General features: G+C 50.1%; 15 protein-coding genes. 6 read left to right on the top strand and 9 right to left on the bottom strand.

Going from position 1 to position 19,247, the window contains the following annotated elements; translation table 11 throughout:
• Window positions 1–13 precede the first annotated feature (13 nt).
• The 3 genes from KHQ09_RS04790 to KHQ09_RS04780 are packed head-to-tail and all read right to left on the bottom strand — an operon-like array spanning window position 14 to window position 3,098.
• Window positions 14–1,252, bottom strand: coding sequence for an MFS transporter (locus KHQ09_RS04790; RefSeq protein ID WP_213596703.1), 1,239 nt, complete (start codon window positions 1,250–1,252; stop codon window positions 14–16).
• 2 nt (window positions 1,253–1,254) lie between these two features.
• Window positions 1,255–1,584 carry a hypothetical protein gene (locus tag KHQ09_RS04785; protein ID WP_213596701.1) on the bottom strand — a complete coding sequence of 110 codons (330 nt, stop codon included), beginning with the start codon at window positions 1,582–1,584 and terminating at the stop codon, window positions 1,255–1,257.
• Window positions 1,581–3,098, bottom strand: coding sequence for an FAD-dependent oxidoreductase (locus KHQ09_RS04780; protein WP_213596699.1), 1,518 nt, complete (start codon window positions 3,096–3,098; stop codon window positions 1,581–1,583). Before KHQ09_RS04780 ends, KHQ09_RS04785 begins: the two co-directional genes overlap by 4 nt.
• A gap of 46 nt (window positions 3,099–3,144) precedes the next feature.
• Between KHQ09_RS04780 and KHQ09_RS04775 the strand changes: the two genes are divergently transcribed.
• Window positions 3,145–3,639 (top strand): MarR family winged helix-turn-helix transcriptional regulator, encoded by a 495-nt coding sequence (locus KHQ09_RS04775; protein ID WP_213596697.1) that lies wholly within the window; start codon window positions 3,145–3,147, stop codon window positions 3,637–3,639.
• 516 nt (window positions 3,640–4,155) lie between these two features.
• On the opposite strand, the gene KHQ09_RS04770 is transcribed toward KHQ09_RS04775, so the two are convergent.
• Both KHQ09_RS04770 and KHQ09_RS04765 read right to left on the bottom strand, forming a co-directional pair.
• Window positions 4,156–4,563, bottom strand: a complete 408-nt coding sequence (locus KHQ09_RS04770; RefSeq protein ID WP_213596695.1) for a RidA family protein — start codon at window positions 4,561–4,563, stop codon at window positions 4,156–4,158.
• 446 nt (window positions 4,564–5,009) lie between these two features.
• Entirely contained in the window at window positions 5,010–6,017 is a 1,008-nt protein-coding gene (locus tag KHQ09_RS04765) for a serine hydrolase domain-containing protein (protein ID WP_213596693.1), read from the bottom strand.
• Window positions 6,018–6,081: 64 nt separating this feature from the next.
• On the opposite strand from KHQ09_RS04765, the gene KHQ09_RS04760 reads away from it, so the two are divergent.
• The 5 genes from KHQ09_RS04760 to KHQ09_RS04740 are packed head-to-tail and all read left to right on the top strand — an operon-like array spanning window position 6,082 to window position 10,609.
• The gene (locus tag KHQ09_RS04760) at window positions 6,082–7,056 is read left to right on the top strand and encodes an ABC transporter substrate-binding protein (protein ID WP_213596691.1); all 975 of its coding nucleotides are present in this window, start codon (window positions 6,082–6,084) and stop codon (window positions 7,054–7,056) included.
• Window positions 7,001–7,849, top strand: a complete 849-nt coding sequence (locus KHQ09_RS04755; protein WP_213596689.1) for a siderophore-interacting protein — start codon at window positions 7,001–7,003, stop codon at window positions 7,847–7,849. Before KHQ09_RS04760 ends, KHQ09_RS04755 begins: the two co-directional genes overlap by 56 nt.
• A 17-nt stretch (window positions 7,850–7,866) precedes the next feature.
• Window positions 7,867–8,832, top strand: a complete 966-nt coding sequence (locus KHQ09_RS04750; RefSeq protein ID WP_213596686.1) for an iron chelate uptake ABC transporter family permease subunit — start codon at window positions 7,867–7,869, stop codon at window positions 8,830–8,832.
• Window positions 8,829–9,836, top strand: a complete 1,008-nt coding sequence (locus KHQ09_RS04745) for a FecCD family ABC transporter permease (protein ID WP_213596684.1) — start codon at window positions 8,829–8,831, stop codon at window positions 9,834–9,836. The genes KHQ09_RS04750 and KHQ09_RS04745 overlap by 4 nt, the downstream gene beginning before the upstream one ends.
• The gene (locus KHQ09_RS04740) at window positions 9,830–10,609 is read left to right on the top strand and encodes an ABC transporter ATP-binding protein (RefSeq protein WP_338019228.1); all 780 of its coding nucleotides are present in this window, start codon (window positions 9,830–9,832) and stop codon (window positions 10,607–10,609) included. The genes KHQ09_RS04745 and KHQ09_RS04740 overlap by 7 nt, the downstream gene beginning before the upstream one ends.
• 173 nt (window positions 10,610–10,782) lie before the next feature.
• Here the strand turns inward: KHQ09_RS04740 and KHQ09_RS04735 are convergent, their stop codons facing one another.
• The 4 genes from KHQ09_RS04735 to KHQ09_RS04720 form a co-directional block, all read right to left on the bottom strand.
• On the bottom strand, window positions 10,783–13,269 hold the full coding sequence (locus KHQ09_RS04735) for a TonB-dependent siderophore receptor (protein ID WP_213596682.1): 2,487 nt from the start codon (window positions 13,267–13,269) through the stop codon (window positions 10,783–10,785).
• Window positions 13,270–13,380: 111 nt separating this feature from the next.
• Window positions 13,381–14,340, bottom strand: coding sequence for a FecR family protein (locus KHQ09_RS04730; protein WP_213596680.1), 960 nt, complete (start codon window positions 14,338–14,340; stop codon window positions 13,381–13,383).
• A 127-nt stretch (window positions 14,341–14,467) separates the two neighbouring features.
• Window positions 14,468–14,989, bottom strand: coding sequence for an RNA polymerase sigma factor (locus KHQ09_RS04725; RefSeq protein WP_213596678.1), 522 nt, complete (start codon window positions 14,987–14,989; stop codon window positions 14,468–14,470).
• Between the two features lie 727 nt (window positions 14,990–15,716).
• Entirely contained in the window at window positions 15,717–19,214 is a 3,498-nt protein-coding gene (locus KHQ09_RS04720; RefSeq protein ID WP_213596676.1) for a TonB-dependent receptor domain-containing protein, read from the bottom strand.
• Window positions 19,215–19,247: the final 33 nt, after the last annotated feature.

Below are 19,247 nucleotides of genomic sequence, written 5' to 3'. Positions count from 1 at the left end.
ACAGCGGCTCCGTTTAGGACTTCTGTGTTTCCGGATCAGTTGAGGGTAGCCTCACATGTGCCAATACTGCGCCTATGCTAGCGACCGTGATCGCCAAGCCTATCCAGACGCCATAAAGCTTGTGTCCCAAAATAAAACCGCCGATCAATGGGGAGACGATATCCGTTAACGCACCCAGTGACTGGGCCGAGCCAATGACGACGCCTTGGCGGCTTGCCGTTACGTGGACTGATAGAGCCGCAAGATAAGTCGGCTTTGCCATTGCATCGCCTGCGCTCACACAAAGCACCGCCAATGCGAGAAGCGGGATGGTTGTGGCCAGGCTTGCGATGAGAAAGCCGGAGCAGATCAATCCAAATATCAAAAGGATGAGCTGACGTTCGGAAAACCGCCCGCCAAGCCACCCCAAGACAAAGAGTTGAACCAAAATGTTGATTACGCCATCGGCAGCAACGATGTAGCTAAGATGCTGTGGGCCGAAAGCCTGTCCGTTCCAGGTAAACGTTTCCGCGAGAAAGATCGGCATTTGCGAGCTGTAAATGCCGTATGACAGAAAATGGCATAACATCACTATAATAAGGATGCGTATAACCGGAGATGAAACAATCGCGCGAAACGATGTTTTCTCGCGTTCGTATGATCCGGATTGCGTTGTTGAAGCCTGATCGGCCTTCAACGCAAACAAAGAAATGATCATAGCAACTATTGAGAGGAAAAAAGCTGCAAAGATTGGCAGCGTAAGCGAGGCGTTAGAAAGAAGACCGGACAGGCCAGCTCCGGCAACACCGCCCAAACCGACGCCTCCAGTCAGGACACTGATGGCTTGCCTGCGATTCTCAGGTGCGGTGTGGTCAGCGACATACCCGACCGCGGCTGAGAAATTACCGCCGGTCAACCCAAAGAGCGCACGCGCCACTATCACCACGAACACATTTGGAGCGACCGCCAGAAGGAAGAAACTTCCTGCTGCCATTGCCTGGCATGCAAACAGAACCCGTTTCCGGCCAAACCGATCCGACAACTGACCAATGGTAGGTGCGGCGATAAAATGAGAGAAAGCTTCCGTAGCGATAACGAAGCCGAAGATCAGCGGAGTTGCCCCCATCTCTTTGAGGTAGAATGGCAGGATGGGCAACACCGAAGCCATTCCGGCAGAATAAATACAAACGACCAGAAAGAGTGGCACCAAAATGCGCCAGTTCCGACGCAAGGCCGCACTGGAAGCCGATTTCGAGTAGGCAGCTTCAGTCATCTTCACTTTGCCCCCTGTATGAGGTCGAAAATAGCTCGCAACGTGCTGCCGTTCTTCGGCCATGCGGCGTCAAAGCCAGTGAAAGGAGCTTTCCCGCAACTGATATTCAGATCGGTCGGGTTTATAAGTTGCAACACTTCGTCCGCGATCTCGACGATAAGCGGAAATTCGCCATTCGTATTGTAGCGGGCACAGAATGCGCGAGCCTTTGCTGCGTGACTGAGTGCTGCCGCGGTCACTTTGATCAGGTTCTCACCTTCTCGTGGGGCATGCAGATTGATCTCGCCTAAGATTGGCTCAATCCCCATCACTGCTACGATTGCCGCCCTCATTGGCAATCTCCTTTGATGGGAGGCAAACCTACCTCCATGAGATACATCTCAATTTCGTTGGTTCGATCAGCGGCAAAGATTGCGCCTACATATCCGTCCGGGCGGATCAGGATATAGTCGCCAGGATTCATTGCATATGCGTCTTTGAAATACCCCCACTCGTCAGAGAGTTCCCCGCAAGGCCCGATCCGGTGAATATGCAAGAATTCGCGCGGTTCAAAGGCTTGCTGTTCGGCTTCGAATGCCAGCAATGTCCAATGAGGACCCTTGAACAAGCTAAAAAGACGGACAACCTGCCCTCCAGCGCCTCGCAACGGTGCATCGGGAGCGCGCTCACCGGCCGGCAGTTGAGATCGAGCCGCGGTGCAGTCCAAAGAGAGCGGCGACAAAGGGTAGCCGATATTGAGTTGGCGAACCTCACGACCACGCCGCATTTCTCCTACCTTTAGGGCTTCCAGCAGCCTGGTCGAGAGCCCAAGCATGGCTTCGGCAACCGGACGCCGCTCGGCTTCGTAACTACAAAGCAACCGGTCAGGGGCGCCACGCGCGACAGCTGCAAGCTTCCACCCGAGATTATAAGCATCCTGTACGCCGGTATTCAGACCCTGACCTCCCGTCGGAGGGTGGACATGGGCAGCATCACCAATCAGAAAGATGCGTCCCAGTTGGTAACTGTCCGCTAGGCGGGCATTCATCTCATAGTCTGATGCCCACTGAACAGAGTGTACAATGATGTCGGACCGACCTGTGCGATCCGCCAGAAAAGCGCTCAGCCCGTGCGCGGAGAGATCAACCTGCGTGTCATTCGCGACAGGTCCTTGAATCTGGAACAAATCCGTACCGGCGAGCGGACCGATCCATACTTGCCGGCTCATGTCTCCGCCTCTGGCGAAGCGATGTGCGACCTCACATGAGAGCCCGGAAAGCATTATATCCGCGACAATTGCCCGAGCATCGAGTGTCTTACCTGCGAAGCTGATCCCAAGAGAGCGTCTGACAAAGCTTTTCCCACCGTCGGCGCCAATCAACCAGCGCACCCGAACGATCTCTTCGTGTTCGGGATGGCCGATACGTGCAGTAACTCCATCCCTATCCTGCTCAAAGCCTTTCAATTCATGGCTGAACTCTACTCGGCCGCCAAGTTCAGTCAGCCGCGCACGTAAAATGCGTTCAGTCACGTATTGCGGAACCATGAGCGCCAGATGGTAGGGCTCTGCCGGTGTGGGTTGGATGATCTCCGCCATATCAGTATCGGTGTAGCTTCCGTCATCCCGATATGTCCGCTGTCGTGGATACATACCACCCGCGGCCACGGCTTTGTCAAGAACACCCAGATCCTCGAAAATTTCTTGGGTTCTGGGCTGTATCCCCTTGCCGCGTGAACCGTGGAAGGGCGCTTCCAACCTATCAATCAATCGGAAAGAAACACCGCGGCGCGCAAGCTCGAGTGCGAGCGTTAGGCCAGCCGCTCCCGCTCCGCAAATGAGTACATCTGCAGCGAAATCATTTGTCATTTCTGCCTCCATGTGTGTATTATGCACATAATAGGAGTCAAATGTAATGTCAATAAATAATGTGCAAAATACACATACATCAGCAATGATGCGAGATCTGCATGGGTCTTTGATCGAGATTGTCAGTGCGATGAATCGTCCGCAGCGAGACGATGAACTGGTACGTGAGGCCGGTATTTCACTGGACCGCGCCCTGTTTCGGCTCCTCGTCGCTGTCGAACGAATGGGGCCTATCGGTGTCGTCGAACTCGCGGAGCGGGTCGGGCTGGACTATACGACCGTAAGCCGCCAGGTCGCCAAACTTGACGGTCTGGGTCTTGTCGCTCGCAGAGGCAGTACTGCCGACCGCAGAGTTCGCGAAGCGATTACAACACCTGAGGGAAAACTCATGACTGACAAGATCGATGCAGCGCGTGAGCGGATGAGTCGAGCGATCTTCGATAAATGGGACGAAAAAGACATTGCCGACCTAGTGCGATTGATGCGCCGGTTTGCTAACGCATTCAAACAGGATCGTAATGATGTACCTAAGGCCGGATAGAGAGACCGGCGCTTATTCAATCTTTGAATCTTAAGAGATAGAGTATAACCGCCCGTCTCATAGTTGCCAGCCATCTACCGAGGTGCGTATAGAGCCTGATCAAGGTTATCCTGAACCGTTTTTTTCATAATACCCTATAGCGGGAGAAGCCGGAGAGACCAATTGGCTGAACGGTTTCTTCTTCCGCAGAGCTTGTTACAATTACATTTCAACTCCCGAACATAGCCTTCGCGCGCAGCAACAACAACACAGTCTTATCAGCATTCCGCCCCGCCTCTCCCGGTATCGCAGGCATTGACGAACACGACTTCCACTTGCCAAACGTCCAAGCCAATATGGCGAGTGCTATTAATGGCCACATATGACGATGCCGCTGCAGCACACGAAGAATCCAATCGTGACGCGTCGTCATTTAGGAGGGCGACACTTGCTGTTCGCCATCCCCCACCTTTCCCACTAACTCTAAACGATCTGCCGGAATAGCGCTTAAGCGCTAAGAACGGGATGCAACCGCAATCAGTCCGGCAACCTGACGACGAGCTCCAGCTCCACCTGAAGCTCCGGGGCGGCGAGCGCGGAAACTCCGACCCCAGTTATACAAGGCTGCGCTCCATCAAACGTATGAAGCAATGGTGGCATCAGCGCTTCAAGGCGTTCTGGCGTCAGATCAACCACGTAAACGCGGGCGACCACAATGTTCTCCGGAGTAGCGCCGATGGACTTCAGAGCGGTTCGAGCGTTCGCACTAACAATTGCCATCTGTTCACCCAGATTCGCCGGGACAGGTTCACCGCTGGCTCTCCACGCCACCTGACCAGATATGTAGGCCATGCGTCCCGGTTCGACCACAGAGATCTGGGAGTATCCAATTGCGCTGGTATCCGGTAATTCAGGCGGGTTCAAGCGTATGATTGCCTGCTTCATATGAGATCCTTTTCTCCGGTTTCTATTTAAGAACGTGGCCAAGGCGTGTGCAGGCACTTTAGAGCCCCTGGACTTACCCCGTTTTATTTCCGCCTCACTATCTCGCTCAGGCGTTATTTTGTTCAAAGAATATCTTCTTTGGATGTTGTAAAACCCATTGATGTATTTGAAAAGTGCTCTGGTTAGCGTAGAAAACCAACATCTACATCAGATACTACCTAGCGATGAGTTAACCCGCTTGTAAGTGCAATACGAACGGCTTCACGTCTAAAATCGTTAGTATCTATGGCCCCATCCCCCCCTCACTAATCCACAATTAATCTACTCAAGATGGCGGAAGCAATCTGTGACAAGTCCAGCTAGAGCGTGTCGCATTTAATCATATCCACCGCACCTGCTCTATCTCTTTGTTTTTATGCATGTTGTTGTCGGAAAACCGGCGTCTCTTATCCGAGACATGCTTTAGCAACCTTCTTGACTAATTCTCCGGTTTCAAAATCAGCCCGGTTACTCAAAATGATGACAGCTTGTCTTGTGTCCGGCAAAATCAATAAAGACGACCGAAACCCTGCCCAGCCCCCGTCATGGCCAATTATATGCTGTCCGCTTTCATATTCATGAATAAAACCAGCACCATAATTAAGAGCACTACCATCATCAAAGGTGCCGCATTTCATGAGATCCGGCAAAATATCCGCAAAAACAATAGGTGACATCAGCTCCTTAACCCAGAGCCCGAGATCGTTAAGGTTAGAGTAAATCTGTCCATCACCGGTCATATCCCAGAGTGGATTGACCTCAGTGTTCATTGTTAGTCCGTTATCGATGCCGTCATATGACTGAGCCACATCAGAAAAATCAGGGGGCATCCGGTCTACAAGACGAGTTGTCTTCATCCCTAACGGTGCAAAAATATTCTCATGCATGAATTGCGCTGTAGTAAGGCCGGTAATACGCTCAATAACTGCCGACAAAAGAACATACCCGGAGTTCGAATAGCTAAATTCCTGACCCGGCATGGGTGCAGGAGGTTGCTCACTCAAAATTTCAAGAGTTTGTTGCATTCCGAGACGATCAGTAGAGTGCAGTCCCTTTTTTGCAAACAGCTCCATATAGTCTGGTAAAGCTGATGTGTGATGCATGAGATGCCGCAAACGAACATGAGGTGCGGCATTGCGCATTTCAGGAATTAGATCACCTAATAAATCCTCATAAGAAATTTTATGCTCCCGCGCGAGAATTCCTACACACAATGCGGTAAACATCTTCGATACTGAGGCTATGTCAAAATTGGTATGCGCATCGATCATCGCTCCGCCTATGCGGGCGAGTCCGTGTGTAAAATATTGGGGAGCCTGTTGATCAGACCAGAATCCGGCAGCAAAACCCGGACCATTTTCGTCTATATCAGCAACCAAGTCAGCGAAGAAATCTACCGGAAAGCCATTATTCATAATACTTGACCTTTTTAATACACTTTTAGCTGGACATTTTAAAAGCGTGTTATAATGACAACTTATGAAATTGACAGGACAAAATCAGGTTGGTGGATTGAGTGCGCAGCGGATGCTGACGCGACGATATTTTATGCTTGCTACCGCTGCGTCTGTACTGGCAAGCTCGGGCACAGCTCATGCTACGACTATAGACACGCCATTTGGTTCTGTTGCCCTGCCTGCAAGTCCAACCCGTATCGTGACGCTGGATAGCGCAGGTGCTATTGCGCTCAATCACGGTCTTGTTCCGGTTGGAACCACCGCACTTAGCGATATATCCATGAGCCCAGCGGCCAGAGAGCTCGCGAAAAACATCCCTCTTGTCGGGCAGACAACTTATGACGGACAAATCCGTTATGAGAAAATTCTTGCTCTGCGTCCTGATCTCATAGTGGGGATGATAAGAAGCGGTTCTGACTATTCCGCCATGTATAGCAAGTTGAGTACAATAGCGCCTACGATTTTGCTGCGAGCGGAAGGTGCGGGCAAACTTCTTGATGTCAGCTTTCAGCTAGCTGTCGCAATGGGTCTTGAACCGCAAATTACTGAAGCGAAAAACGGTTACGAAAAGCGTTGCCGTGCGATGCGCGATCGCTGGAGCCCTATTTTAAATCGTAAAATTTTTGCTGTTGTCTCCGGCAGGGACCGCCAGATTGTAGTCTATGCACCCAATTCATGGTCCGGCCGAGTTTTAAGCGATATCGGAGCCCGCCTTCCTGCTTTTACCCATAATGCCGAGCGCAATGGCGTAACACTTTCCTATGAGGAAATAGGAGCCTTAGCTGATGTTGGCGGCATTCTTTATCCGGCACTGGACGATGAACCCGCACCGGAAATTGCAGATTTCTGGAATTTCACCGGTTTTCGAGACCTGCCGGCAGTGAAAGCTGAAAACATGCTTGGCCTGAGAAATCTATGGCCTGAAACTTATCCAGACGCCCTTGTTTTTTTGGATGCAATGGAAGGGCTGTTACAACATATGGAAGATCAATCCTGACATGACAGAGATCCGTCGTTTTCCTATTACGCTGCGTAAACTGACAGTATTGGCGGTAGAAGATATCGCGCCGCGTTTGCGTAAAATTTCTCTGGGTGGCCCTGAATTGTCAGCATTTACAAATGAGGCAGGCACACAAGGTGAATTTATCAGTCTGGGCCCTGATGATCATGTGAAGATTTTCTTCCCCGATGCAGTTTCCAATATTCTAACCTTACCAACACAAGAAACAGGTCGTTTGCGATGGCCGCGGGATCCTTCTGCTATTTCCAGAGAATATACGCCACGCCTTTATGATCCTGAAAGCGGCAAACTCGATCTCGAATTTGTTTTGCACGATCACGGCATTGCAGGACAATGGGCAGCTGAAACCAAGGTGGGTGACCAAATTCATATTGCCGGCCCTAAAGCTTCAATGCTGATGCCTGCTGCAGCTCGCGCTATCCTTTTTGGTGACGAAACAGCTATTCCGGCAATTGCCAATTGGCTGGCCATGCGTCCGGCATCCATGCATATTAAGGCTTTCATTTTCAGCGATGATCCAGATATGCAACAGCTTTTGCGTCAAGCTGAAAATGTTGAATTAAATTGGCTTGAGCAGGCTCCTGACACCGCAGAAGCTTTTATCGATCTTATAAAACCGCTTGCACTATCGGCAGATGACTTCCTCTGGGGTGCGTGCGAACGAAGCTCCGCAGACGCATTGCGCAGTGCAGTCAAATCGCTGAATCTGCCATCAGAGCGGTGTGATATCAGCAATTACTGGACACGCGGTCAAATATCCGAGGAATGAAAAAGGTAAATTCAGCAGTGCTGATTTATCCTATCGCCGCTTTGCTCATTTTCAGCATTGCAAGCCTTTTGATCGGTGCTAAATCAATCCCTCCGAATGAGCTTTGGGATGCGTTCCTCGGCAGAGCGAACCCAGAAGCCACAATGATCTTATCCTTACGTCTGCCGCGCACCATAATGGCAATCCTCATTGGGCTTGGTCTTGGTCTTGCCGGAGCGCTTATGCAAGCGCTGACACGCAACCCTATAGCCGACCCAGGCTTGCTTGGCGTTAATGCAGGTGCAGCGCTTGCCATTGTTCTTGGCATTGCCGTCGGCGGGTTGCACTCTCCTTACGCAACAGTTGTAATGGCATTTGCAGGCGCAATGGCCGCAGCACTAGGCGTACAATTTCTCGGTAGCCGGTCAGGTGCTACGCCATTGCGGCTGACTTTGGCGGGCATTGCGCTCAGCTCTGTATTAGGCGGCATTACTTCGGCTGTTTTATTTCGGGATCCCGAATTATTTCGCCGGACATTAGGTTGGGGTGCCGGTTCTCTTGTCATTACAGACACGACAATTCTCTATACCGTAACCCCTGTTCTTCTGCTTGGTGCGTTCATAGCAATCATCGTCGCAAGATCGCTCGACAGTGTCGTGCTGGGTGATGATATGGCGAAAGCAATGGGGGTCAATCTTGGCCGGACACGGCTGCTGACATTAATCGCGTTAACCGCTCTTTCAGGCGCGGCAACGGCGGCTGCCGGTCCCATTGCATTCATCGGGCTGATGGTGCCCCATGCTGTACGCTATTTAACCGGCCCCAATATACGTTTATTGCTCTTAGGCAGCGCTCTTTCAGGCCCAGTCCTCCTCATTGCCGCCGATATTATTGCAAGAGTAGTATTACTTGAAGGCGAGTTGCCGGTTGGCCTTGTCACCTCGGCGATGGGTGCCCCGATCCTGATTATTCTGGCGCGGCGCGGCGGCAGGCTGAACTCATGAGAAATAGTTTTCAGCCCGTTAAACAAATATACCGTGCCTATCTGACCGGCATCTTATTATTCGCCGCGACTCTTGTCATTTTTATCAGCGTCTTATGCCTTGGTGATTTTCCGGTAACACCCCGTGAAGTGCTGTCGGCCTTATTGGGCAAAGGTGATGAAACCATAGCAATGGTTGTTCGGGAATGGCGGTTGCCCCGCGCGGGTCTCGCTGTACTGATCGGGGCTGCACTGGGACTGTCAGGTGCCATTTTCCAATCCTTATTACGCAATCCGTTAGGCAGCCCTGATATTATCGGCTTTGATGCCGGTGCCTATGCCGGGGCGATGTTGCTTCTCCTGACCGGCGGCAGTTTTATTGCGACCGCTACAGGTGCTCTTGCGGGCGGCATGATTGCTGCAATCCTTGTCTATAGTCTTGCATGGAAAAACGGTGTGCAGGGCTTTCGCCTGATATTGATCGGCATTGGCATCGGCCAGTTGCTTTTTGCTTTCAGTCAATGGCTATTGTTACAAACAGAACCTGAAACAGCCGTGGCGGTTTCTGTTTGGGGCACAGGCTCGTTCAGCGGTGTAGAAATGCGGCAATTGATTGCTGCGACGCTTATTTTTTCTATGTTAATTCCGGCATCACTATTACTCACCCGCGCGCTCAGACAGCTGGAACTCGGTGATGAACTGGCACAAGCAAGCGGACTATCGGTTGAACGAACACGGCGTCTGCTGATCTTTGCCGGTGTTTCATTATCGGCTATGGCAACGGCGATTGTCGGGCCAATCGCCTTTATCGCACTGGTTGCGCCACAACTGGCGAGTAAACTGGCTTCCAGCGCCGGCACAGCGCCTTTGCTGGCAGCGTTAACCGGTGCAGCTTTATTATCTGCTTCGGACATGATTGCTCAACATGGCTTGGGACAGACACAGGTACCAGTCGGTGTTGTCACACTTTGCTTTGGCGGCATTTGGTTTGTCTGGTTATTGGCAAGGAAAACCACACAATGGTAATGAAAGCACGCTTACGCACGGATAAATTATGGGTTTCATATAATGACCATACTGTGCTCAAGGGGATTGATGCTGCCATACCGGACGGGCACTTTACCGCGATCATAGGGGCAAATGGTTGCGGCAAGTCCTCACTCTTAAAGAGTATTATTAATCTCATACGCCCCGCAGCGGGCAGCGTTACATTAGACGGGTGCAGTATTACAAATATGCGTCCGTCAGAACTGGCTCGAAACGTAGCCATGTTACCGCAAGCTCCCATCGCACCGGAAGGTATTACTGTTGCGGAACTGGTAGCTCGCGGGCGCTTTGCCTGGCAGTCATTCTTCCCCCGCTATAGCCCGAAAGATCATGAGGCCGTTGCCACTGCTCTGTCAGCGACACGTCTGGAAGGCCTTGCCGACAAGCTACTATCCGAACTCTCCGGCGGGCAGCGGCAAAGAGCATGGATTGCAATGGTTTTGGCTCAGGATACGCAGATCATACTGTTGGATGAGCCAACCAGCTTTCTGGATTTGTCGCATCAGGTTGAGTTGATGCAATTACTTGTCAGATTGCGAAAACAGGGCAAAACCATTGTGGCTGTTTTGCATGATATTAATCAAGCGTGCCGTTATGCTGATAATTTGATTGCGCTTGCTGATGGCAGGGTAATAGCGGCGGGCGCGCCCGGCGAGATACTTTCCCCTGCCCTTGTGGAAGAGGTTTTCGGCCTTAAAGTTATGGTTGCGTCTGACCCCGTATCCGGCACACCAATGGCCGTGGCACTATAGAATATACCTTAAAAAAGGCAGCTTGACTTGCCCCCGCCAGTCAAGCTGCAATGATGGCCGTTGTTGTTTTAGAGCGTGCCGCGTTTAATTGTATCCACTGCGCTCGCTCTAATATCTTTTGATTGTCGCATTATCACCGCAGTCAAATTGATTCAACTTGACTGCGGATTGCTCTAGAAAGTTGATGAAACGGTTAACTGCATTGTGCGGCCATAGCCATAACCACATGTCCAGTTGCTACCACAACCGCTGACATATTTTTTATCAAACAGGTTGCTCACCGAGAAATTCAGCTTTGCACCATCATGCAACTTGCTTAACGGGGCAGACAAACGGAAGTCCACCAATGTGTAACCTGGTATTTTGATGCCGGCATAACCCGATGGTGTTTCAACGTCACCGCCACGGCTTGAACCGGTATAGCGCACGCCTGAACCAATCTTCCATCCTTCTAGAATGCTGTTCTGGACAGTATAATCCACCCACAAGCTGGCTTGATGGCGCGGGGAATAGATGAGCTGCTGATTCAACTCCTCAAGGATTTCACTGCTTGTGATCTTAGTATCCACATAAGAATAGCCCGCTGTCACGCCCCATCCATTGGACAGATCAGCTTTCAACTCCGTTTCAAAACCACGCGAACGAACTTCACCCGTCTGAACCTGATATGGCCAGCCATTAATTGTATCATCAGTCAAACGATTGGTCTGGCGCGTATCAAAAAGTGCAGCACTCCAAAGCAGATCATCGGATGGTGCATAACGGACACCAACCTCAAATTGCTTGCCCCGCATTGGTTTAAAGACATCACCTTCAAAGTCGGCACCAACGACCGGCTGAAACGATGTTCCGTAATTCAGATAAGGTGCAACGCCGTTATCAAACAGATAAAGCAAGCCCAGCCTTCCGCTGAGGGCACTGTTTTTCTGGTCAATGATTTCACTTCCGCGTCGCTTTTCATTATCTGCATGGGCTTTTGTCCAGTCGTGGCGCAAGCCAGCGAGGAACCGCCAGTTACCAAATTCAGCCTGATCCTGAACATAAAGACCAAGCTGATCCAATTTGGAATCCGTGTGACTTAATAATTCAAAATTACCGATCCCGCCCTGCCCATAGACAGGATTGAATAAATCTAAAGATGGTGCATCACCTGATAGCCGCGTGGCATTAAACTTACTGGAAGCATAGTCGACGCCCGCGATAAACCGGTGTCGCGTATCTCCGATATCAGTATCCCAATTGAAGGATGTATCGCTCACCAGATTATTAGCAGTACCGGTTGCTTTGACGGCATAGCGCTCCATCGTACGCCAGTCCCAGTCAGCCGGATTATCAAACCATAAGTCGGTTTGTATCATTTCCAGATCTGTTTTGACTTGCGACCAACGAAGAGCATGACGCAGAGTCAGGTCATTACCTAGCGGTGTTTCATATTCATAACCGACAATAGTCTGATCCCGGTCATAGCTATTAAAATCAGGGTCACCGGTAAAAAGCTTACGCGAAATATCGCCATTAGGATTGCTCCATAATGTTCCGTATGCTGGCAGCCATGTATATTCAATACCACCGCGATCGCGCTGCCATTGGGCGTGTAATGTCAGCTTACCTTCACCGACGTCAAAAGCGATGGAAGGTGCAATCAATGTGCGTTTACGATCACCTTCAGAAATACGTGCACCGGTCTCTCCAAGCTTGGCAATGATACGGAAATCAATGCCCTCAGTCAGCGGGCCGGTCCAGTCATAGCCTATACTACCCTTACCAAAGCCATCCACACCGGCCTGAGCAGTTGAAGACTGCTCAGAGCTTGGCCGTTTGGAAAGCTGGTTAATCATACCGCCGGGAGGAAGCTGGCCGTAAAGCGAAGAGGACGGCCCTTTAAGAATTTCAACCCTTTCCAGTGTGAACGGGTCGATCTGCGGAATTGTCCAGTTATTACCGCTGCCAAGGCTGGCTCCGGCCTGATAGGCCATTCCGTCGAGCCAGGTTGCATTCTCAGTGTTAAAGCCGCGAATTGAAATAGAGTCGAAACGTGAATCCACGCCATCAGCTTCAACTGTCACACCCGGTGTATAGCGCAAAGTTTCAGAAAGGCGAGACGCGGTATGGCTTTCAATCTCTTCCCGTCCAATCACATTGACTGATTGCGGGATTTCCAGCAAAGACGTGCCGGATTTGGTTGCAGTTGCTGTTAAGCCTGCCAGGTAGCCATCGAATGCACCACGCGCCTCCTGATAACCGCCGCTGACCGTAATTGTATCCAGTAACACTGCCCCCTCAGCCGGTGCATTTGTATCCTGTGCAGATGCGCCCTCGATAACAACGGACCGGCTACCGGAAAACCTATATTGAAGTCCTGTACCGACAAGCAGCCCCTTCAATGCATCTTCAGGTGCAATATTGCCTTTTACAGGAGACGATTGTTTGTTTGCAGACAATGAGGTCGGGGCAAAAATTTCAATCTGTGTCTGGCGTGAAAATGCGATTAATGCAGCAGACAAAGGCTGTGCGGGAATATTGATACTGGCATTAATTGGTGCCTGTATTTGAGCATGAACAGAGCCTGTAGCAGTGACACTAAAGAAGGCTGTGCTTGCGAGCAAAACTGACAGCACCGGATTCAGGCAGCTCATTGTTGCGCTTTTTGTTTTCTTCATTCCCACAATTCCGTTTCATCTTACACAGAAGCGGACATGGATCACGCCTCCTATAAATAAGACGTGCGAAGTGGCAAAAGTAATTAGTCGTTCGGAATGTTTTTAGGATAATTATTTTGACGTAATGCCCACGAACAGATCTGTGGCTCTATAGATCTGCAGCCCGAGACTGGCTGCTATAATATCCAGTGCTTCGTCAGTCCGTCTGGCATCAAAGACTGCCGTGACGCGTTGTTTACCTGCTGACGCACTGAAGAGCTGGATGCGGCCATTCCGGTAACGCTGAATTTCAGTCAGCACCTCGTCCAGCGGGGTATCTTTGAAGATGAGCTGATCTTGCCGCCAAGCCTGCACAGTCTCCAGATCAACAGGCTGGACGGGTGATAAACTGTGCTTGTCATAATGAACCATTTCACCTTTCGTCACCTTTGAAGCCTGATTGGACGGCGTACTGACTTCAACCGTATTTTCTGTAACAGCAACCGTTACGCCATTTTCAATCTTGACGTTAAAAGCGGTGCCAAGCACACGTATCTGCCCCTCTTCCGCTTTGACTATAAAGGGACGCTGCTGGTCTTTCGTGACTGAAAAGAAGGCTTCACCCGCAATCAATCTCACTATGCGCTGATCTTTACTGAAATTGACATCAATCGCACTTGCAGTGCCAAGCTCCACTTCTGAGCCATCTTCCAGCTTTACGATCTGCCTTTTTCCAACACCTGAATTATAATCGGCCATCAAACCGGACGGTGTGAGCTGCCAACCTGTAACGGCTATCAATGCAAAGCAGGCAGCAAGCACAACCGCCTTCCATGGTGATAAGCAGGTGCGGTGCGGCAACTCCGTTTTCTGGTAACCGGCATCCCCATGAACGGGTGTGTATTTTTCACCAAGCTGATCCAGCCCACTCCATAGACGTGCAACTTCATTCCAGGCCATTTGATGATCCGGAGCAGCTTCAAGCCATGTTTTAAAACTATCAAGCTGTGCCTGTGAAACATCATCATCCTGCAACAGCACAAACCACTGAACAGCTTCATCATTGATGCTATCGGGATCAGTTTTTTTCATCAGCAAGCTTGTTCAGGTAATTGCTTTATAGGGTCACAGGGATGCAAATTAAAAAACCTGCCTGAGAGTTGAATATGAATTGCATTGCTATTCGGCACGCAGCTCTGCGCATATTGAGAACTCAAAACTATTCACCAACAGAATTAATCTCGTTCATACGATGCCTCAATATACCAAGCGCTTTCACCATGTGAACCATGACCGTATTCTTGGCAATCCCAAGGCGCTCGGATATTTCACTATATCTCAGCCCTTCGAATTTATGGAGTATGAGTACCTCCCGACAACGAGGCGGCAAATCGAGTAATGCAGCATCCAGCAATTCAAGTTCTTCATGTGAAATCATCAGGGCATCTGCGAGAGGTGCGGTATCCTGCATATTATCATGAAGAGCCAGACAGGGATCTATAAATACAGCCCTTCGTTTCTCTCGTCTTTGATGGTCGATTGCCACTGTTACAGCGGTGCGACGTAAATAGCTGCGCAAGTCCCGCACGTCTTCACGCGGCGTACGCAGCAGCCGCAGAAATGCCTCCTGCACAGCATCTGCTGCATAATGGGCGGACAAACCTCGCTGAATAAGGAGACGCTTTAAACGCCCCCGCTCGTCAGCATACAGGCTTGCGATATTTTCCCAACTATACGTCATATGGAAAGATAAAATGTCCTGAATAATGGTGAAACTTTCAATCGAGCACTTATTCAGCCCGATGATAGATCGCTATAGAGAAAGGAAATTTTACCAGCAAGAACATAAGTTTAGACCTATTCTAAGCCTAAACGACGCCTTATTATACTACCCATATAAAATATGAGGAAATTTATCATGTTATATATTGATTTTATTGAGCCTTTGCAAATTCAGCCCGCTCCTCAGCACCAGAACACACCATCACAAGTGACATATTTGCGGGCGCACATTTCACTGCATCTGTGCCTTTTTAGGCACAGTTTATAAACTCAGGTAAGCCGTATAGCTACCTTAGAGCGCAGCCCATCACCATGACCATTTCGCCTCAATTTTAGTAGTTCGCAACTTATTTGCCGATGACCAGAACTGGACATAATTGCAACTTCGATCAGGCGCGTAAACGGCACCATAAAATTAATAGCTTGCCTTATATTTCAATATTCTAAAACTAGCCCAGTAATCAGGGATTATCCGTGATTGTTAGGGGCACTAATAAACTGCCTTACAGAAACGCCCGAAACTATTCAGGCAAACCAAACCAGCTCTTATAGCCACAAAAACCCGAATTATGTTCAGATGCAGGTTACAGGAGCGTTGCATCCTCAAACGTAAAGCACTTCACCGTCAAGTGGTTCAACTTGACGGTGAAATGCTCTAATACATCAACATCTCTGAAAAAGTGCACTCAGAAACGATAGTTCAAGCCCACTTTGATGCTGTGGTTTTGCAATTTATTTTCGGCTTTACGACCGTCGATTTTTGCGCCCGTACCACTTGAACTGACATTATGAAATCCGTTGAAACCTGGCGGGCATGCTGCAGGCCTGTTAACCCGACCGCATCGAATACGTTCATCATAAGGGGCAACGACACCTGAAGCTGCACCGTCGAAATTGAATGTTTTGGAACTAAATCTTGTGTAGTTATAATCAGCCTTTATCGACCATTTATCACTCAAAGCATATTCCATACCAGCGCCGAGTGTGAACCCGAGACGGGTTACCTCTTCCTGTTCAGAATAATTGAATTTCGTTCCTGTTCCACCCAACATAGAAGATGTTGCACCGGTTGAAATATATTGATCCCGCGTCTGCACTTCATTCATCAGTGCTATTCCGCCCGTACCGTAAACAAACATCCTGTTGAAGGCGTAGCCAAATTTCGCCTTGGCGGAAGCCGCGACATCATACTGATAATCCTGCACTGACTGGATGGTGCCGTCCTTATAATCTGCGGATTCAGTTGAATAGGTTGTTTGATTGCCTGAAAATGTCGGCTTTGAAATATCTGCTTCAAAGCCTGCAACAAAACCATTTGAAAACTGGTGATTATAACCTGCCTGCAAGCCAAAGGAAGCACCGGAGAGATCGAGTGCAGCCGATTCATTGGCGGCATAGGCGTTGGATGTACCATTCAGGGCTGTTGTTGTGCCGCTGAGTTTCGACCAGTCCATGCCAATATTTGCCCCGACAAAGAAGCCTGTCCAGTCCGTGGCCACAGTTTCTGTTTCGCTTGTTGAGGTCAGGCCTGAGAACAGCGATCCGTCGCCACTATATGCGCCCTCAAGGGATGGCTTGATCGTGAGATCAAATCGGAAAGTGCGTCCGGGTGCGGGCATCAGCGAGGCACTCAGCGCATCCATATAGTAGCGGTCTGTAACATTATCGACCGAGAAACGCATCTGTACGTTTTCGTTCGGCTCATAGGTTGCATAGAGATCAAGCAGCACATAGGGATTCCAGCTGCCGGGGCGGATATTCGTTAAACCGGTTTCAACTGTACCATCACCAAGACCTTTCACCATACGCTTTCCGACATAGGTCATACGTCCGCCAAGGGTCAGTTTGTCGTCCAGAAAACGCCCCCCTAAATGAATGGCTACAGTATCCTTTGGCGGAACTTGCTGAACAGCAAAACTATTATAGATTCCTCCCGGCGCACAGGTTGAATGGCGTGCAGACATTACCCCTTCTGGTGCACAGAACATGACATGGGTATAATGGTTCCAGGCAAGCCCTCCGAAATACTGGCCGGTGTCATATTCTCCGGACACTTCGAAACCGCGCATATCAGCGTAGTCGAGATTGATGCGTCTCAGACCACCGGTGCCTTCTGCACGGGTGATGTAATCCTTGACGTGGTTGTCGAAATAAGCGGCATGCAGCCTGAGCTTATCGCCAGCGAGGAAAGCATCATCCGCCATGTAATTAACACCCAGTTCCACAGTGCGATTGCGCTCCGGACGGATAGGATTTTCATCCGGTTGCACTGTAAAGGACAGGCTGGTGAGGGATTCAAAAATACTCGGCGATCGCAGAACGCTGCCAGCCTTGGCATAGAGTTGCAGATTATCGACCGGCTCAATTTTGATCGTGCCAAGTGGTGACCAACCTGATGCTTCACTCTCCAAGGGTGAGCCGAATATCAGATCGCCGGTATTAGAGAGCTTTGGCGCGCGATCAAAGGAATGAAAACGGGAGTAACGCAGACTTGGCGAGAGTGTCAGCCAATCAAGAGGTTGCCAGTCCATTGTGGCAAAACCGCTCCATTCCTCGCGGTTGCCCATTCGTGGTGCGGGCGTAGTACCAGCTGTACCGGCTGATGCAAATTCGTAGCCGCTCGGCAGGCCTACATTCTCTCTGGTGAAAGATGTGCCATAGTTCAATGAAAAATCACCAAGGCTTGTTGCGAACAAAGACGTATTGGAAAGCGTCGCACCCCAGCGTGTCTGGCCTGTATAATAATCAACGAGCCCGATCGGGTAACCTGAAGAATACAAAGATGAATTGATACGCAAATCCATTTTTGTGAGAAATGTATCAAGCCGCACATCAAAGAGATCATTATCATCAGGCTTCCAGCCATAGCGGCCTGTATAAGTGTCCAGATCAATTTTATTAAGAAAGCCCTGATATGGCACACCGCCAAACAGAGATAATTGGGTTGGCATGATCTCGCCGTATTCGCTGAGATATTTGGTATAGCCAAGCTCCAGCGAATGTCCGCCATCCCAGCGAAAATTCCCTTTTAACATCCAGGATGTATTGTCTGTCGATGTATTCAGCACTTCTTCGCCAGGGCGGAATTTGCTGAGGTCGGCATCATATCCATGTGTGCCGGCGTGGTAATTTCCGGTTTTACGTCGGGCGTAGGCTGCGACTATATCGAAATTCTCGGATGTTTTTGCAATGGCAACACTGCCATTGCCTGATGTCGGGACAAATGCGCCAGGACGATCCAAACCAGTGTCATTATTGCTGCCTTGTCCCACAGGCGTACCGAGAGCGGGAACTCCCGAACTATTGGAAACAAAACCTCCTTTGAGGCGTGCACCAAAAGTCTCACCGGGCAGCAGAATATCCTCCGCTTTGATTGTGCTGATGCGCACCACACCACCCGTTGCGCCGGTAGCATCTGCACCATTGCTTGGCCCTTTTTCAATAGCCATGCCACCGATGAAATCAGGATCAATATAAGAACGTGATTGCGCCCCGTTATAACCGCGATACACAGACACTTCCTGCGAAGCGCCATCCACGATGACCGGTACGCGGCCTTGCCCCTGCATACCGCGAATATTGACATCAACACCGCCGGAGTTGCGCGATTCTCCGTTCAGAACGCCCGGTATACCCGAAAAAACATCCCCCGGTGATGTGCCGCGCCGTGCTTCAATCTCATCAGCGGATATATAAGCGCTTGATCCTGGCGTTTGATATGGTGCGTCCGCAGCGCTTATACCGGTTCCACCCGAAATTGTAATTGTATCAAGAAGAACAGTACCCTCATCGACAGCGCCGAGACGATTGCCAGACGTTTGAGCCGGATTGATTATCAGTGCGGTTGAAGCGCCGCTGAACCGATAGGTCAGATTTGTTCCTTCAAGAAGTTGCCCCAGCCCGCTGGCCGCTGAATATGTGCCCTGCAAGGTGTTTGAGCGGATGTTTGATGGTAACGCTCCGTCAAAGGCAATATCTACGCCGGTGACTGCAGAAAAACGGACTAACGCCTGTGCCAATGGCTGTGGCGGAATGGAGAAACTGTAAGGTGTTGTCGCCTGAGCAAAAGCATCTGTCGCCCCATATGGCACCAATGCAAGATATAAGGCCGATGCAAGCAGTGTGGTTTTGAAGACCTGCTGGATTTTCGAACCGGATCCGGTTCGTGTTATTACTGCCAGCATAAACGTCTCCTTCAAAAGATTTCGGCCATATTA

Origin of the sequence: Pseudochrobactrum algeriensis (genome assembly GCF_018436245.1) — a bacterium.
In the GTDB taxonomy this organism is placed as follows: domain Bacteria; phylum Pseudomonadota; class Alphaproteobacteria; order Rhizobiales; family Rhizobiaceae; genus Pseudochrobactrum; species Pseudochrobactrum saccharolyticum.
Note: the sequence above shows the minus strand (reverse complement) of the source record. Positions and strands in the feature narration are given on the sequence as shown.

Coding starts and splice junctions, on each gene's coding strand:
- KHQ09_RS04790 (WP_213596703.1), bottom strand. CDS start 1,252: ATGACTGAAGCTGCCTACTCGAAATCGGCTTCCAGTGCGGCCTTGCGT.
- KHQ09_RS04785 (WP_213596701.1), bottom strand. CDS start 1,584: ATGAGGGCGGCAATCGTAGCAGTGATGGGGATTGAGCCAATCTTAGGC.
- KHQ09_RS04780 (WP_213596699.1), bottom strand. CDS start 3,098: ATGACAAATGATTTCGCTGCAGATGTACTCATTTGCGGAGCGGGAGCG.
- KHQ09_RS04775 (WP_213596697.1), top strand. CDS start 3,145: ATGTCAATAAATAATGTGCAAAATACACATACATCAGCAATGATGCGA.
- KHQ09_RS04770 (WP_213596695.1), bottom strand. CDS start 4,563: ATGAAGCAGGCAATCATACGCTTGAACCCGCCTGAATTACCGGATACC.
- KHQ09_RS04765 (WP_213596693.1), bottom strand. CDS start 6,017: ATGAATAATGGCTTTCCGGTAGATTTCTTCGCTGACTTGGTTGCTGAT.
- KHQ09_RS04760 (WP_213596691.1), top strand. CDS start 6,082: ATGAAATTGACAGGACAAAATCAGGTTGGTGGATTGAGTGCGCAGCGG.
- KHQ09_RS04745 (WP_213596684.1), top strand. CDS start 8,829: ATGAGAAATAGTTTTCAGCCCGTTAAACAAATATACCGTGCCTATCTG.
- KHQ09_RS04740 (WP_338019228.1), top strand. CDS start 9,830: ATGGTAATGAAAGCACGCTTACGCACGGATAAATTATGGGTTTCATAT.
- KHQ09_RS04735 (WP_213596682.1), bottom strand. CDS start 13,269: ATGAAGAAAACAAAAAGCGCAACAATGAGCTGCCTGAATCCGGTGCTG.
- KHQ09_RS04730 (WP_213596680.1), bottom strand. CDS start 14,340: ATGAAAAAAACTGATCCCGATAGCATCAATGATGAAGCTGTTCAGTGG.
- KHQ09_RS04725 (WP_213596678.1), bottom strand. CDS start 14,989: ATGACGTATAGTTGGGAAAATATCGCAAGCCTGTATGCTGACGAGCGG.
- KHQ09_RS04720 (WP_213596676.1), bottom strand. CDS start 19,214: ATGCTGGCAGTAATAACACGAACCGGATCCGGTTCGAAAATCCAGCAG.